This window comes from Jeotgalicoccus aerolatus, from assembly GCF_014635205.1.
Classification (GTDB): domain Bacteria; phylum Bacillota; class Bacilli; order Staphylococcales; family Salinicoccaceae; genus Jeotgalicoccus; species Jeotgalicoccus aerolatus.
Map to the genome: position 1 here is coordinate 363,730 of NZ_BMCN01000002.1, position 16,309 is coordinate 380,038.

The window sequence follows — 16,309 nt, forward strand, 5'->3', positions numbered from 1 at the left end:
TTAATGATTGAAAAGAGGTATAAATTTGTCGGAGAATAATTGGAACTCAAGAATAGGTTTTATACTGGCTGCAGCAGGGTCTGCAATCGGTCTCGGAGCAGTATGGCGTTTTCCGTATATGACAGCTGAACACGGCGGCGGAGCATTCCTATTCGTCTTTTTATTATTTACCATTCTTATAGGGCTGCCGCTTTTAATCAGTGAATTTGTTATCGGCCGGGCGTCTGGAAGAAATCCGATTGATGGTTTCGAGTATTTAAGCGGTAAGAAAAGCTTAAGACTCTTCGGCTGGATTGGTCATTTCGGAACGATGCTGCTGCTGTCATTCTACAGTGTTATCGGCGGCTGGATATTAATTTATCTGCTGATTGCTTTATTAGATCTCTTGAATCTGTACACTGTCAATGATTATACAGCTATGCTTGGTGATGTAATCTCAAACCCTGTATACGTTATAGCCGCTCAAGGTATCTTTATATTTATTACGGCATTTGTCGTTGCACAGGGGATTCAAAAAGGCCTGGAACGCGCATCAAAAATTATGATGCCGCTGCTGTTCATTTTATTCCTGTTTATTATTATCCGGTCACTGTCGCTGCCAAATGCGATGGAAGGTGTGAAGTACTTCCTGACACCTGACTTCAGCGAGCTGAGTGCCAATGGTGTGATGTTCGCGCTCGGTCAGTCGTTCTTTGCGCTCAGTGTCGGTATTACTCAGATGATGACTTATGCTTCGTATTTAAAAGCAGATCAGAATCTGCCTAAATCTGCATCGTATATTGTGCTGATGAATATCGCAGTATCCGTAATGGTCGGCCTGGCAATTTTCCCGGCTATCGCATCCTTCGGCATGGAGAGCGTAGAAGGTCCTGGACTTGTATTTGTTGTCCTGCCTGAAATATTTAACGCGGTTCCATTCGGTATTATTTTCTATCTGATGTTCTTGCTCGCATTCCTATTTGCGACATTGACATCCGCTTTCTCAATGATAGAAATTAATGTAGCGAATACAGTAAAAGGCGACCAGTCTAAACGTAAGAAAACGACTTATATTTACGCTGTGATCGTGTTTGCTATCGGTATACCGTCTGCACTTTCGGAAGGACTGCTGAATGATTTTCAATTCTTTGCCGGAACGATATTCGACAATGTCGATTTCCTGGTATCGAATATACTGCTGCCGGCAGGCGCCTTATTCTCATCCATTTTTGTCGGTTATATATTAGACAAACGCATTGCAATGGAACAGTTGAATGTGACAGAAGGCAGCAAGTCAATGCTTGTATTTAAAGGCTGGATCTTCATGCTAAGATATATTTTACCGGCGATTATATTATTTGTATTTATTATGAATATCGCCGGAGTATTTTAATTCAGCGGAAAACAAGTCCTGATTCAGGGCTTGTTTTTTAGTTTAAGGTAAAATGTTAATTGCGTGTAAAAACTGCTTGTGGTAATATTTGCACATGAGTTTTCAACATGATTGTCATCAAATTATATTAAGGGCGTGGGGTATGGAAGGTTTAACCAGAGACAAAATTATTGATATTGCAAAAGCAGAAAACGTCAGGTTTATCAGACTTCAATTTTCGGACATTCTCGGAACGATTAAAAACGTGGAAGTGCCGCTGAGCCAAATTGATAAAGCACTGGAAGGCCAAATGATGTTCGACGGGTCTTCTATCGAAGGATTTACGCGCATTGAAGAATCGGATATGTACCTGGTACCTGATTTAAACACATGGACGATATTCCCATGGACAACATCCAGAGGGGACAAAGTAGCACGTTTGATTTGTGACGTTTATAAAATTGACGGCACACCATTTGAAGGCGATCCCCGGACTAATTTAAAAACTGTCTTAAAAGAAATGGAAGATATGGGCTTCACTTCCTTTAATCTTGGACCAGAACCGGAATTCTTTCTGTTTAAACTGGATGAACGAGGAAAACCAACGACTGAATTAAACGACAAGGGTGGATATTTTGATCTGGCTCCGACGGATTCAGGTGAGAACTGCCGCCGTGATATCGTTATTGAGCTTGAGGACATGGGCTTTGATATCGAAGCATCCCATCACGAAGTAGCAGAAGGACAGCACGAAATTGATTTTAAATATGCAGATGCTGTTACAGCATGTGATAATATACAAACGTTTAAACTGGTAGTAAAAACAGTCGCAAGAAAACATAATCTGCATGCAACATTTATGCCGAAACCATTGTTTGGTATTAACGGCAACGGCATGCATTTTAATGTCTCTCTGTTCAGAGGAAATAAAAATGCATTCTTTGATGAGTCTGCAGAAGATGGTTTGAGTGAAGAAATGAAATACTTTATGGCGGGTGTGCTGAAACACGTTAAAGGATTTACTGCGGTCACAAATCCGCTTGTAAACTCATACAAACGTCTGGTGCCGGGTTACGAAGCACCCAGTTACATTGCCTGGAGTAAAAAGAACCGCTCTCCATTGATGAGAATCCCTTCATCGCGCGGTTTATCAACGCGTGTTGAAGTCCGTTCTGTCGACCCATCAGCGAATCCTTATCTGGCACTTGCTGTTATATTAAAAGCAGGGCTTGATGGCATAAAAAACAAACTGGAATTGAGAGAGTCAATCGACTTAAATCTCTATGAACTGACGAGAGAAGAACGGATTCACCATGGTGTGGAAGATTTACCGTCAACGCTGTATAATGCATTAAAAGTAATGCGGGACAGCGAGATGACAAAAGAGGCACTCGGCAGTCATATATTCAAAGCATTTTATGAACACAAGATGCTCGAATGGGACGGATACCGGGCCAATGTATCGGATTGGGAAATCAATCAGTACATGGATAAATATTAGAATGAGAAAAACGCTCAGGGAATTTTCCCTGAGCGTTTTTAATATCAGTCGTAAACTGTAAAGTCATCGTGTAAGAACTCTTCATTGACGATGTTTAAGTTTGTCTCTGTAATATTTCTTGCATTGTAGCCAATACGTTCGAGATTACTGATTAATTCTACATAAAGTGCGCCGCCGTCCGTTGAACATTCGCCTCTTGAAAGGCGTTTGATATGTTCTTTGCGGAGTTTGTTTTCAATTCTGTGAGATTTCTGGCTTAATCTAATCACCTGTTCAAGCGCTTGAGGATTGTACACATCAAGTGTTTCAAGTGACTTGGTGAATGATTCGTAGACGTGACTGTATAAGTCTTCCAGACCATCTTTCGCTTCATCTGACAGCTGAATTTTATTTTCGTACTTCATGTGGTACTGATCAGCAAGGTTTTTAGCTTGTGTACTGACTTTTAATAAGATTCTCGAAACTTCAAGCAGGGTACTGACCCGTTCGGTGTCTTCCTGCGAAATCTCGTACTTGGAAGCGTCGAGTAAGTAGCTGCGTATGCTGTCTTGCAGCGTGCCGGTGACATTGACTTTATCTTCAATCTGCTTAAAGAGTTTAGCGTCCTCTTTGTCACTGTACTTACGTGCATCCTGCAGTGTGCTGAGAACAAGTTCTCCTAAATTTTTTACTTCACTTTGAGCACCCTGGATTGCGATACCCGGTGATTGTTTTAATAATAACGGGTCTAGATGCTGAGGCGTAAAGTCTTCTGAGAAATCCCGCCCCGGAATAATTTTAACAACCAGCCATGCGAGGGCACCAACGAATGGTATATGAATCAAAGTGTTGATAATGTTATAGGAACCATGAGCAAAGGCAATTGTCATTGGTTTATTCAGGCTGAGGAAATCTTCCAGAGAGCCGACATACATTATAAACACAGGCATCAGAATCATGAATATCGTTGCCCCGATTAAGTTGAACGTTACATGGACGAGTGCAGCGCGTTTTGCTGCAATAGATCCTGCTAAGGCTGCAAGTACTGCTGTAATTGTCGTACCGATATTGTCGCCGAGCAGAATAGGCAGTGCTGCCTGCAAGTCAACCATATCATTGGCATAGAAATTTTGCAGTATTGCAATCGTCGCGCTGGAACTTTGTACGATTACAGTGAGTATCACACCAACGGTCAGACCGAGGAATGAGTTGTCACTCATAGCAAGCATCAGATTTTGGAAATATTCAAGATCAGCAAGCGGACCGACACCGTCTCCCATTAACTCGAGACCGTAGAAGAGTGCACCGAAGCCGAAAAGAATTCTCCCGATATTAATAATCTGGTTGCTCTTAAAGAAAAACAGCATAAATGAACCGACAGCGAGAATAGGTAAAGAATAAGCGCCGATATCAAGACCGATAATAAATGCTGTTACAGTCGTACCGATGTTGGCACCTAAAATAACACCGATAGCCTGTCTTAAAGTGAGGAAGCCTGCACTTACTAAACCGATAGTAATTGCAGTTGCACCGGAACTGCTTTGAATTAAAACAGTAACGATAATTCCGGCGATAACGCCTCTGACAGGGTTAGAAGTCATGCGGTTTAAGATATCCCTTAAACGATCACCGGCAGCGGCCTGAAGACCGTCACCCATTTGTTTAATACCGTACAAGAAGATACCGAGTCCTCCGAGGAACATAAAGATAACTTCCATTGGACTAAGAGACATAAAGAGTCCTCCATATAATATTTAATTTACAAACTTTACAATACCTTAATAAGCTTAGAGATAAATTTACAATCTACTAATTATCATAGTACAAAAGCGTATATTTTAAAACATAAAATTGATATATGACATAAAAGTTCAAGTTGCCAGAAAATTTGTAAAAATAGTCGACAATCTTATGGGGGTGTGAGAAACTGAAAACATCAAAAAAATTACTGGAGTGTTATCATGACAACGATTCTGTTTGATGTTGACGGTGTGTTTTTAAGCGAAGAGAGATGTTTTGATGTATCGGCACTGACAGTCGAAGAGCTTCTTTATAATCCGCGCTATTTAAACTTAGATGGCAGGAAGTTTGTCACGGATTATTCTGAAGAAAATATAAAAGAAATACGCTCTGTTATTTTTGCAGAGGATCAGATTCTGAAACGCTTTAAAGAGGCGGGTCTGAATTCGAACTGGGATATGCTGTTTATTACGTTTGCAATTATATACATAGATATTTTAAAACAGGAGAACTTAAACCTTGCAGATATAGATATTACTAACTTAAATGAAGTGGGTGATATGCTCGGAGAAGTTTCAGTTAATCCTGAAGCAGTGCTGGAGTTTATTTCCCGGGAAAATTTCACGAAAGACGAAATATATACTGCACTAATTGAGCATGCAGCAACGCTGCAGAACATCCAGGATCCGGAAGTCTTTAAAATGTACGGTCCAATTTGGGAACAGGGGCATTTTAAATATCAGGAGTGGTATCTCGGCAGCGATCTGGTTGAAGCGGATACTGGAATTCCGGCAGAAGAACTTGGTAAAACAGGATTTATATATGATGAGGAATGGATCGTAGATCCGGCGGAAATTAAAGCGATGCTAAACAGTCTGACTGAACAGGGCTATACGATTGGTGTAGCGACGGGACGTCCGAGACAGGAAACACTCCTGCCTTTTGAGCAAGCTGGACTTTTGGAAGTATTCGATGAGAATAGAATTTCTACAGCGAGTGAAGTGATGGCTGCAGAAGATAAAAGCGCTGTGTCTCATGCTCTGACAAAACCTCACCCATTCAGTTATCTGTGGAGTTTATATATGCAAAATGACACGCTGTTTAACGCTGCAGTCCATGGTCAAAATGAAAGTGATGAACAGATTTTTATCGTCGGAGACTCAGTAGCTGATTTTTACTGTGCAGATAAAATTGGCGCAACTTTTATTGCGACATTGACCGGTTTAACAGGTGATGACATAATAACTACTTTTGAGGACTTAAATGTAGCTAAAGCGCAGATGTTAAAAAATGTACTGAGTGTTCCGGATTTAGTAAATCATCTGCTTGAGCAGTAAGATAGTAAAGAAATATATTTAATAAAAAAAGATCCGTACACTAGACTCCTTTGAGACTAGTGTACGGATTATTTTTGTTCAGCTAATTTTTTAATTGAATAGTGTGGACCTTATGGATGTTCATTATATCCTCGATTTTTCTGTGCGTTTCTTCGGCAGGCGGGTTATCGAGTGTGAATAAGACCATAGCGTCTCCTTCTTTTGATAAGCGTGCCAGCTGCATCGAAGCAATATTGACCTGGTGTTCGCCGAGTAAGGCACCGAGTTCCCCTATAATACCGGGACGGTCTGTATGTTCGATAATGAGTATATTCTCTTCGGGTTTGAAGTCGATTGGATAATCGTTAATTTTAACCAGACGCTCGCCGTAGCCCGGAATCGTAGAAGCACCGAGAGTAACGTGTTCATTGCCGTTGATCAGTTCGATTTCCAAATAGTTTGTGTAGCCGTCAGCTTTTGCCTTCTTTTCCACTTTATATGTGACATCGAGCTCATTTAAATAATAGAGAGCATTAATAATGTTCACTTCTTCTCCGAAATGCGGTTCTAAAAGATGTGTTACAAAGGTGCGGGTTAATATGCTCGTATCATCAACGGCAATATCGCCGTGATATTTCAGCTTGATTTCCTGAGGGGGTGTATCGAGCAGCTGAATGCCAAATTGACCGAGATGTTTCACGATAGACATATACGGTTTTAATTCTTCATTGACCGAACTGCTGACACGCGGCGCATTCACCGCATGTGTAATTTTATTATCAGTGAAATACTCGATGATTTCTTTAGATACGCTGACTGCTACTTTTTGCTGAGCTTCAGTTGTAGATGCGCCGAGATGCGGTGTAACTACTGTGCGCCGGTGATTTAACAGCGCAGTTTTCTCAGGCGGTTCAGTGACGAAAACGTCGAGTGCGGCACCTTTGACAATACCTGCGTCGAGAGCTTCTAAGAGTGCATCCTCATCGACGATGCCGCCTCGAGCGACATTGATAACGTAAATACCCTCTTTTTTACATCGTCTGAAAAAGTCTGCACCGATAATTCCTTTAGTCTGCGGAGTTAAAGGGGTATGGACAGTAACGAAATCTGCAGCCGCAGCGACTTCATCAACTTCCATTTTTGTAATTTCATTGTCCCGGGCCTTTTCATCGGATAAGTAAGGATCGAAAGCGACAATTTTCATTCCGAAACTTTTGGCACGTCTTGCAACACCAAAGCCAATTTTACCTGCACCGATAATTCCGAGTGTCTTGCCGTATAACTCAACACCTTTGTGGGCGCTGCGATTCCAAGTGCCCCCGGTGAGTTCCTTATAAGCTTCTGGAATGTCTCTCGCCATGGACAGCATCATTGCGAGTGTATGTTCCGTAGCGGAAATTGTATTGCCTTCCGGTGCATTGACAACGATAACACCGTGTTTTGTCGCGGCATCAATATCGATATTATCGACACCGACACCCGCACGGGCAATCATTTTTAAGTTTTTAGCATGCTGGATAATTCTTTTTGTCACAGTTGTCTGACTGCGGACAATGACTGCGTCGAAATCATGAATGATGTCGATGATCTGGGCTTCCGTCAGACCTTCCTGACGCGTCACTTCGAAATCATCATGGTCGATCAGAGCCTGGATACCTTCTTGGCTGACAGGGTCAAGGACGATTACTTTATGCTTGCTCATATAAACTCTCCTGGGCGGCTGTTAATGCTTTGCCGTAATAGTTTTTATTGCGCAGTCTGCTTAGGATATCTTCCAGTGCACTTAAAATTGCAAGCATGTCTTTCGGGAACATGAAGCCCATATGACCGATGCGGATAATCTTTCCAGCGAGATCTTTTTGTCCGCCGGCTACAGCAATGTGGTAATTATTTTCAAGTTCATCTTTTATATGGGCAATTTCTTCAGGTGATGATTTGACAGCAGTAACAGTCGGTGAGGCATCTTCTTCCTTGACTAAGAGTTCGAGTTCCAGTGCTTCAATGCCGCGGCGAAGCATTTTTTGCATATTTTTATGGCGCACATATACCTGTTCAAGCGTTTCGTCGTGAATCATATTGAGAACATCGTCAAGGCCCTGGTATAAAGTAACGGCTGGTGTCTGAGGCGTATAGTCAACTTCCAGTGATTTAAAATACATTTTTAAGTCGAGGTAGTAGCGGCCGTGTGCCGAACGGTTAATTTTACCGAGGGCTTTATCGTTAACAGCAACAAAGGCAAGTCCCGGCGGCAGCATCATTGCTTTCTGGCTGCCGGAAACGAGACAGTCAATCTTATCTCTGTCCATATGAATATCGGCACCGCCTAGTGCACTGACTGCATCGACGATAAAGAGCGCATCCTCTTTATAATCGTGAACAACTTTTGAAAGTTCAGCCAAAGGATGCAGGACGGATGTTGAGGTTTCGCATGCCTGAGTAAATACTGCAGCAAGATTATCAATACCATTTAAATATTCTCTAAAGGCTTCAGGGTCTGCCGCTTGGCCCCAGGTCACATCATAAATATGGACTTTAAAATTATAGCGGCCAGCGATATCAGCGAACTTTCCGCCGAATACACCGCTGACGATAATCACAACACTGTCGCCGTCATCGACAAGATTTACCATGGCAGCTTCTAAGGCGCTGGTGCCAGATGAAGTCAGTACGGCAACCGGATGATCCGTGCCGAACAAAGGCTGGAGCTTATTCTGGATATCAGCTGACAAAGCTTTGAAACGGTTAGTACGGTGACCAAAAATACCTTGAGACATTGCTTGATAAGTGCGGCGGGCAACAGGTGTCGGCCCTGGTGTGAGAAGTAATTCTTCCTGCATAGCGATTCCTCCTAATAATAAGTAAATATTAAATTACATTATAACAGAAAAATCTATAAATTCAGTTATCTTTTCCTTCTTCTAAAATTTCATCGATTAAAGCATGGGCTTTCAAATAATTGTTTTGATACGTATCGTCTAAAATAACAGTCTGATCGATCAAATTATAGTGTTTCAGCTGGTCTATAAGCAGTTCGTAGAATGTCACATCATATTCTGATGCATCTTGCTTTGGCGGCATAATAAAAATCAGACTCCAGGTCTGCAGGCGAATATAGTGCTCAAAAATTTGATTGACGTATTCTTTCTCTTCGTGAAGTGCGAACATATTATGGACTTTAGAATACAGGACATCGGTATCCGCAAAAAATACTTTACGGGTGGCATTCGAATGGATATGTTTGCGGTTCAGCTCGAATTGACCGATGCCGATAGCATGAAAGTCTTTAGCATCTAGATCGGGAGTTTTTAATTGATGTTCTTCAAAGTACTTACCGGCGTATTCTATTGAAAAACTCGTAGAATATCTCCGGGCAAGGTCTTCTGTCAGCATCGATTTTCCGCTGTTCGGGGCACCGGTTATCAGAACGTTTTGAACGAAAAACCGGCGGAATGGCCGGGTGACGTAATCCCAGTTTAAAATAGGGGTTTCTCTGATTTCCGTACCGCTGATACCGAGTATTTTTCTGTCGACCATCGTCATTCTAATATCGATATTTGGCCAGGCGGTATTAAAATAAGACTCAAGCGGTTCGACATAGTCGCTTTCTCCCATATAGAAAGTTACGCGTTTCACATCAAAATCGAGCGCATCCTTACTTTGAACAATTAATCGCTCCAGCATTTCCAGCCATGGCTGCCAGCCGTCCGGGTAGCGGGGAATATTAGATTCATCGAGCTGCAGTATAGATATGTTGCTGTCGTTTTTTAACAGCTGACGCATGGCTCTGGCTCTATGTTCAAGGTTCATGCCGATAGAATCACCGCGGTCTCCCTTGTAGCCGCTAATAATGACAACTGCATGCCTGTTTTCCCTTTTTGCTCGGACAATCTGTTCGAAATGGCCGACATGGCATGGTGCGAATGTACCAAAATAAATTCCAAGATCTCTCATATTTATCTACTCCTGTGTCAGATGATATCAAAAGAACTGATTATAGAAATGTGCTACAATATTGTAGAAATTAAATGTAAATTAAAATGATTGAAATGAAATGCAGCAAGCCTGTTAAAATTGTTGCGGCCGCGATAATTTTAAGACTTCTTGAAGCGCCGGCAATTAAAAATAAGGCGGACAGTATTATAGAAACTGCCATGAAAATAATTCTCGTGCTGAGCAGTGCAATTAAATCTTCGTGCTGATATGTGACGGAGATGTTTATCAGGCTGTAAATATTAATTGCTGCTAATATAATTAAAATGAATGGTTTCATTTTTACACGCTCCCTTTGGGGATTTATTATATCAGAAATAATAAAGAAATGATTGGTGAGGAAATATGGTGGAAGTATTAAATATTACAGATAAAGAACATGATGAATTCGTAATGTCGCACCCGTCAGGTGATTTACTTCAGCTGACTTCGTGGGCGGGGTCAAAAGAACTGACGGGCTGGTATTCGAGAAGAATCGCTGTCGGCCGTAATGGAAACACAGAAGGTGCGGCAATGCTGCTGTTTAAAAAAGTACCCAAAACCTTTTTTACAATGTGCTATGCATCCCGCGGCTTTGTATGCGACTACCAAGACGAGGAAGTTGTTAAAGCACTGCTCGATGAAGCGGTCAAAATTGCCCGGGATGAAAAATCCTACACAATTAAAATTGACCCGGATATACCTGCTGCAGGTAATGAGAATGTCATCAGCTATTTAGAGGCGCTCGGCTTTAATCATCACGGACTGACTGACGGTATGAGTAAAGATGTCATTCAGCCAAGGACGACAATGGTGACTGATGTCAGCCTGGACGATAAAGCCCTGCTGCAGAGTTTTGAGCGGAATAACCGAACTAAAGTCCGTAATTCACTGCGTGCAGGTACGGAAGTGATCAAAGCAGGCAGAAAAGACTTGACTGACTTCGTTAAATTAATGAAAGAGACCGGTGAACGCGACGGCTTTTTAACGAGAGATATCACTTATTTTGAATCATTGTATGATCATTTAAACCCCGCTGGGCATATGGAATTATTTCTCGTTAAGCTGATGCCTAAAGAAGCATCCGAATCTCTTGAAGAAGACATTAATAAAGTAAAGAAAGATATTGCTAAAGCTGACAAAATAAAAGATGAACAGAAGAAGTACAATCAGCTTGAAAATTTAAACAATCGTATGAATAAATTACAGGGCCAGCTTGACGGCATGCTTGAAATCAAACGGACGCATCCTGACGGCGTGCTGCTGTCAGGCGCCTTATACGCACAGTCCGGCCATAAGTCATACTATCTGTACGGTGCATCGTCTAATGATTTCAGGGAGTTTTTACCGAATCATCATATGCAATGGCACATGATGCAGTATGCGAGAGAACATGGTGCACAGACATATGACTTCGGCGGCGTGTCGGTTGAGCCTGACAAAGACGACGAACATTTCGGCTTATGGCAGTTTAAAAAAGTGTGGGGGACAGAAGTGTCTGATAAGATCGGGGAGTTTGATTATGTCATGAACCGGCCGTTATTCACATTGGCTGAAGTGATGTTCCCGCTGTTCCAAAAAGGCAAAATGAAGCTGAACAAAATTATCAAAAGAAAATAAGAAGAAAAGCCCCGTATATCTCTAGAAAGTAAGAGATATACGGGGCTTTGTATGCAAAAGAACTGTATGGCAAGATTTTATAAATAATACGGCTGCATAATTGCAATATACAAGATAAACAATACGGATGCGCACGACACAATAATTAAAGCGAGTGAAAAATAAGAATGCATATGCCGGCTTTCGTTTAAATGCGGTTCTGAGCGAAAGGCCCGGACACCTACGATAATTGCCAGTGCAGCGATAGTGAACCATATATAAATGTTATAAAATATAATGCCGTCATTAATCGTGTAATTAATAAAGAATAATATCTGAATTAACATCAGCAGTATTAAAATGACCCTTCTCATGGGCAGTTCCCCTTACAGTGTAATCAAAATAATAATCAGTACGAGTGCCATCGTCAGCGTGAACGCATGTATTAAAAATAAATTTGCGCGATCGCCTTTTGTTTCTTTGAAAGCTGTGATTTCAACTGACAGCACGATACATAGAGATAGTGCCAGAACGATATATAAATCCGGGCTCGTCAAGGACAGGCTGAATGTAATCATCATTATTAAAAATGCAGCACCTGATATGTAGCGTGCAATATCCAAAGTGCGCGATCTTAAATTAATAATTGTTGCGGCACTGATAACGATATAAATTAAAAGCATGAGGAGCGATAGTAAAGTCATGCGACTCTCCTTCTTTTTCTATAATATTGGAAAATAAAATGCGTCGATAATATAGTCATCAAGGCGCCGAAATAAAACGGTAGGCCGGCAGATATTAAAAATAGCGCATTAAAAACGAGCGGGCCGCAAATTCTGCCGAGACTGTCCATTGAATAAGTCGTCGCCGTGACACGTCCCATGTCGTGGGCGGATGCTTCTTTCGTAATCTGCGAGGTCATTAAAGTTTTTGCCAGTGCATTTCCTGTCATAAGCAGTACGATGCAGACGCCGGCATATATCAGACTGTTCATGAAGGGCAGCATTATAAATGCGATGACTGCCATAATCTGTCCAGCAACCATTGCTTTTTTCTCCTGACCGTCTTTAAGTTTCCTTATATATACGCCTTGAGTCAGGGCATTAAAAATACCGCCGATGAAAAATAAGGCGCCCATTTCAGTAGGTGTAATGTTAATGCGATCCTGGCCGAGCAGCTGGAAGGTACTTTCCATTCCGCTCATAAAGAACATTACAAAAAAGGTTCCAATCATCAGAATACCAATCGGCTGCATAAAATAATCTGTTGTCAGAGTAATCGTTTTTGGTGTCTCTTTTGTAGATTGTTGATAAGTTTCTTTGACTTTAAGGAAACTGAAAATCAAAGCACCTGTAATAACGACAGCGGTAACGTAGTAGGCAAGACTGAGACTTATACCAGCAAGCAGCCCGCCGACGCCCGGGCCGAAAATAAAGCCAAAACCGATGCACATGCCGACAAGACCCATATATTTAGTACGTTCTTCGCGTGTTGTGATATCTGCAACCATACTCGTCGTTGCAGTATACAGTGCACCTGAGGCGGCACCGCCGATAATTCTGCTGATGTATAAGATCGCCAGGTTATCGATAAACAGACCGAATATTAAAAAGCTGAACGCAAATGCCAAGAGGCCGCCGAGTAAGAGCGGACGCCGGCCGGTACGGTCGGACAAACGGCCGAAGAAGGGCGCTGACAGAAAACTTGCCAGGGAATAAACAGCGAGCAGCAGCCCCATATGTATCGTGCTGACGCCGAGTACATTAACGAGTTCAGGAATCACAGGGATAATCATGCTGAACCCGAAATATATTAAAAATTGAATGATCATAATTAGTGTAATCATTCTTTTCATTATATACACTCCTGAGCTTACTTATTTTTTAGAGCCTGGCGGACTTCTTTAATTTCTTCTTCAAGTTCGCTGAGGCGATCGGTCATTTTTGACGTGGGCTGTCCAGTGGATTCGATTTTTTCCAAATCACCCTGGAGATGTGTGTATTCATATTTAAGTTCCTGTAATTTACTTTCCAGATCCATTTTTACCACCACCTAAACTTCACTAATATCATATCATAAATGATGGCTCTTAAATGTGATGAGAAAGCAAGAATTTTTAGACAAACATTCCAGCTTAAATTATCAAAAATGTACGGATTTAGCATAGATTTCTGTGAGAATAGGTGTATAATATACTTGTATTTGAGATTAAATCAACTGTAAAGCATTATAGTTATTATACATAGGAGTGATAGTGTGTCGCGCAGTTTTGTGAAACGCTGCCTGTTTTACTTTGTAGGTTTAATCATTTTATCAATCGGTATTGCCATGCAGGTTAAAGGATTTCTTATGGGTTTGTCTCCATGGGATGTACTGCATTTTGGCTTATGGCAATCACTTGGACTGACGTTTGGAAGCTGGTCGGTCATTATCGGCATTATCATTGTGATTTCTACATCTTTAATTTTAAGAGCATTCCCTAAAGGCGGAGTCTATGTCAACTTAGTTACCATCGGTGCATTTATAGACTTTTTTGTCTGGCTGCTTCCCGATGTTGAATCATGGCCTGCTCAAGCTGTATTTTTTACAGCGGGTGTATTTATAGCAGCTTTCGGTTCTGCTTTTTACATGACGCCGAATCTCGGTGCGGGTCCGAGAGACTCTTTAATGATGGTTTTAGTTATGAAGTTTAATTTAAGGATGTCGAGAGCGCGCTTTTTGATGGAGTTAGTCGTTGCAGTGGCAGGATTAATACTCGGCGGTCCGGTCTTTATCGGTACGGTGCTGATCGTGCTGTTTTACGGTAAGATAATAGAAATGTTTTTCCCTTATACGAGAGAACTGCTGGTCCGCTTTATCGGTCACAATGATCCGCGGATAATAAAATTAAAATAATCATGATTTGATTGGAGTTAAATATGAAGAAGTTTTTTGGTTTCGATGAACTGGATACTAGCTTTAGAAAAGAAATAATAGGGGGGATCACGACCTTCCTGTCGATGGCCTACGTGCTGGCGGTCAACCCGTCAATCTTATCTCTGCAAGGTGTAGAGGGTGTGCCGGACTCGATGAAGATGGATATCAATGCTGTCTTTGTTGCGACGTGTTTGGCTGCTTTTGTCGGCTGTTTATTTATGGGGATTATTGCGAAGTATCCGATCGCACTTGCTCCAGGTATGGGGCTGAATGCATTTTTCGCATTTACAGTAGTGTTGACTATGGAAATCCCATGGCAGACAGCACTGACAGGTGTCCTATTCTCGGGAGTAATTTTTGTCATTCTGACTTTAACCGGTTTACGCGAATATGTGATTAACTCAATTCCGATGGAAATGAAGATGGCAGTCAGTGCAGGTATTGGATTTTTCATAACTTTTGTCGGACTGCAGTCATCGGGTGTGATTGCGGGTGATGAATCGACGCTTATCAGTCTCGGAGATGTACAGAGCGGCGGAGTACTGCTGACTTTTGCAGGTCTGGTTATTACTGTTATATTAATGACTAAAAAAGTTCCAGCTGCTATATTTATCGGTATGATTGCAACAGCCATATTGGGAATATTAACGGGGATTGTTCCAATGCCTTCGGCTATCGTCGGTTCTGTTCCAAGTGTAGCACCGACATTTGGTGCAGCATTTGAAGGATTGTTCGATTTCGACACGATATTTAACGTCCAGTTTCTGATCGTTGTACTGACATTCCTATTTGTAGATTTCTTTGATACAGCAGGAACGCTCGTTGGTGTCGCTTCACAAGCCAACCTGATCAAAGATAACAAACTTCCACGGGCGGGCAAAGCGCTGCTTGCAGACGCCTTTGCGACGATTACAGGTGCGATTTTCGGTACATCCACAACGACATCTTATGTAGAATCGACTGCGGGTGTGGCTGCGGGAGCCAGAAGCGGATTTGCTTCGGTTGTTACCGGTGTGTTATTCTTAGCAGCGGTATTCTTTTCTCCGCTGATTGTAACATTCACTTCTGAAGTAACGGCGCCCGCGCTTATAATAGTAGGAATTTTAATGGCCTCGAACTTATCGAAGATCAGCTGGGGCAGATTTGAAGTGGCAGTGCCGGCATTCTTAACAGTATTTATGATGCCGTTAACTTATAGTATAGCGACGGGGATTGCGATCGGCTTTATCTTCTATCCAATTACCATGATTATGGCGGGCAAAAGAAAAGAAGTTAATCCGATCATGTACGCACTGCTGGTTGTCTTTGTACTGTACTTTATTTTCATCAATTAATATTCAATCACATGCATATATTAAAGAATAGTAAAGAAATTTAAAAAAGAGTGAAGAAATCTTTAGATATCTATTGATTTCTTCGCTCTTTTACTGTATCATATCTAACGTTGGACTTAAGCGGACACCATTGTGTCCTTTATACGTGAAGTGCTGATCCAATGCACATCACACATCGATGAAGCGAGAGGTTACTGACACACCCGGCCGCATTGCCATGGCTGATGTGTAAGAAAATTTTCGCGGAGATAGTCTACCATTAATAGGATGACGACCATAAGGAGGTATAAATAATGGCAAAGCAAAAAATTCGTATTCGTTTAAAAGCGTACGACCACAGAGTGCTGGATCAATCAGCAGAGAAAATCGTTGAAACGGCAAAACGTTCAGGTGCAGATGTATCAGGACCGATTCCGTTACCAACTGAAAAAACAGTTTACACAGTTATTCGTGCCGTGCACAAATACAAAGATTCACGTGAACAGTTTGAACAACGTACGCACAAACGTCTTATCGACATTTTAAACCCTACACCTAAAACAGTTGATGCTCTAATGGGCTTAAACTTACCATCAGGCGTAGACATCGAAATCAAGTTATAAAA

16 protein-coding genes are annotated in these 16,309 nt (G+C 41.7%); 7 read left to right on the forward strand and 9 right to left on the reverse strand.

Going from position 1 to position 16,309, the window contains the following annotated elements; translation table 11 throughout:
• Positions 1 to 25 precede the first annotated feature (25 nt).
• Positions 26 to 1,372: a sodium-dependent transporter gene (locus IEU81_RS07985; RefSeq protein WP_186089410.1), complete on the forward strand. Its 1,347-nt coding sequence runs from the start codon at positions 26 to 28 to the stop codon at positions 1,370 to 1,372.
• Between the two features lie 142 nt (positions 1,373 to 1,514).
• Positions 1,515 to 2,852 carry a type I glutamate--ammonia ligase gene (gene glnA, locus IEU81_RS07990; RefSeq protein ID WP_186089409.1) on the forward strand — a complete coding sequence of 446 codons (1,338 nt, stop codon included), beginning with the start codon at positions 1,515 to 1,517 and terminating at the stop codon, positions 2,850 to 2,852.
• A 44-nt stretch (positions 2,853 to 2,896) separates the two neighbouring features.
• Here the strand turns inward: glnA and IEU81_RS07995 are convergent, their stop codons facing one another.
• Complete coding sequence (locus IEU81_RS07995; protein WP_186089408.1) at positions 2,897 to 4,564, reverse strand: Na/Pi cotransporter family protein; 1,668 nt, start codon at positions 4,562 to 4,564, stop codon at positions 2,897 to 2,899.
• A gap of 228 nt (positions 4,565 to 4,792) precedes the next feature.
• Between IEU81_RS07995 and IEU81_RS08000 the strand changes: the two genes are divergently transcribed.
• Positions 4,793 to 5,908 (forward strand): HAD family hydrolase, encoded by a 1,116-nt coding sequence (locus IEU81_RS08000; protein WP_092595676.1) that lies wholly within the window; start codon positions 4,793 to 4,795, stop codon positions 5,906 to 5,908.
• Positions 5,909 to 5,990: 82 nt separating this feature from the next.
• Here IEU81_RS08000 and serA read toward each other — a convergent pair whose 3' ends face one another.
• The 4 genes from serA to IEU81_RS08020 all read right to left on the reverse strand — a co-directional run bounded on the left by serA (position 5,991) and on the right by IEU81_RS08020 (position 10,157).
• Positions 5,991 to 7,589 carry a phosphoglycerate dehydrogenase gene (serA, locus tag IEU81_RS08005; RefSeq protein WP_186089406.1) on the reverse strand — a complete coding sequence of 533 codons (1,599 nt, stop codon included), beginning with the start codon at positions 7,587 to 7,589 and terminating at the stop codon, positions 5,991 to 5,993.
• A complete protein-coding gene (locus IEU81_RS08010) occupies positions 7,576 to 8,724 on the reverse strand; it encodes a pyridoxal-phosphate-dependent aminotransferase family protein (protein WP_186089404.1) in 1,149 nt (382 codons plus the stop codon). The genes serA and IEU81_RS08010 overlap by 14 nt, the downstream gene beginning before the upstream one ends.
• A gap of 61 nt (positions 8,725 to 8,785) precedes the next feature.
• A complete protein-coding gene (locus IEU81_RS08015) occupies positions 8,786 to 9,838 on the reverse strand; it encodes an AAA family ATPase (RefSeq protein WP_092595672.1) in 1,053 nt (350 codons plus the stop codon).
• Positions 9,839 to 9,908: 70 nt separating this feature from the next.
• Positions 9,909 to 10,157: a hypothetical protein gene (locus tag IEU81_RS08020; RefSeq protein WP_092595670.1), complete on the reverse strand. Its 249-nt coding sequence runs from the start codon at positions 10,155 to 10,157 to the stop codon at positions 9,909 to 9,911.
• A gap of 68 nt (positions 10,158 to 10,225) precedes the next feature.
• On the opposite strand from IEU81_RS08020, the gene IEU81_RS08025 reads away from it, so the two are divergent.
• On the forward strand, positions 10,226 to 11,476 hold the full coding sequence (locus IEU81_RS08025) for a lipid II:glycine glycyltransferase FemX (RefSeq protein ID WP_186089709.1): 1,251 nt from the start codon (positions 10,226 to 10,228) through the stop codon (positions 11,474 to 11,476).
• A 77-nt stretch (positions 11,477 to 11,553) separates the two neighbouring features.
• Here the strand turns inward: IEU81_RS08025 and IEU81_RS08030 are convergent, their stop codons facing one another.
• The 4 genes from IEU81_RS08030 to IEU81_RS08045 are packed head-to-tail and all read right to left on the reverse strand — an operon-like array spanning position 11,554 to position 13,495.
• On the reverse strand, positions 11,554 to 11,829 hold the full coding sequence (locus IEU81_RS08030; protein ID WP_092595668.1) for a hypothetical protein: 276 nt from the start codon (positions 11,827 to 11,829) through the stop codon (positions 11,554 to 11,556).
• A gap of 12 nt (positions 11,830 to 11,841) precedes the next feature.
• Complete coding sequence (mspA, locus tag IEU81_RS08035) at positions 11,842 to 12,159, reverse strand: membrane stabilizing protein MspA (protein WP_092595666.1); 318 nt, start codon at positions 12,157 to 12,159, stop codon at positions 11,842 to 11,844.
• Positions 12,156 to 13,310, reverse strand: a complete 1,155-nt coding sequence (locus tag IEU81_RS08040) for an MFS transporter (protein WP_186089402.1) — start codon at positions 13,308 to 13,310, stop codon at positions 12,156 to 12,158. The genes mspA and IEU81_RS08040 overlap by 4 nt, the downstream gene beginning before the upstream one ends.
• 17 nt (positions 13,311 to 13,327) lie before the next feature.
• Positions 13,328 to 13,495 (reverse strand): SE1832 family protein, encoded by a 168-nt coding sequence (locus tag IEU81_RS08045; RefSeq protein WP_176760565.1) that lies wholly within the window; start codon positions 13,493 to 13,495, stop codon positions 13,328 to 13,330.
• A gap of 216 nt (positions 13,496 to 13,711) precedes the next feature.
• Between IEU81_RS08045 and IEU81_RS08050 the strand changes: the two genes are divergently transcribed.
• The 3 genes from IEU81_RS08050 (at position 13,712) to rpsJ (ending at position 16,307) form a co-directional block, all read left to right on the forward strand.
• Complete coding sequence (locus IEU81_RS08050) at positions 13,712 to 14,350, forward strand: YczE/YyaS/YitT family protein (protein ID WP_092595662.1); 639 nt, start codon at positions 13,712 to 13,714, stop codon at positions 14,348 to 14,350.
• Positions 14,351 to 14,373: 23 nt separating this feature from the next.
• The gene (locus IEU81_RS08055) at positions 14,374 to 15,705 is read left to right on the forward strand and encodes an NCS2 family permease (protein WP_186089400.1); all 1,332 of its coding nucleotides are present in this window, start codon (positions 14,374 to 14,376) and stop codon (positions 15,703 to 15,705) included.
• Between the two features lie 293 nt (positions 15,706 to 15,998).
• A complete protein-coding gene (gene rpsJ, locus IEU81_RS08060; protein WP_046789173.1) occupies positions 15,999 to 16,307 on the forward strand; it encodes a 30S ribosomal protein S10 in 309 nt (102 codons plus the stop codon).
• The last annotated feature ends 2 nt before the right edge of the window (positions 16,308 to 16,309 follow it).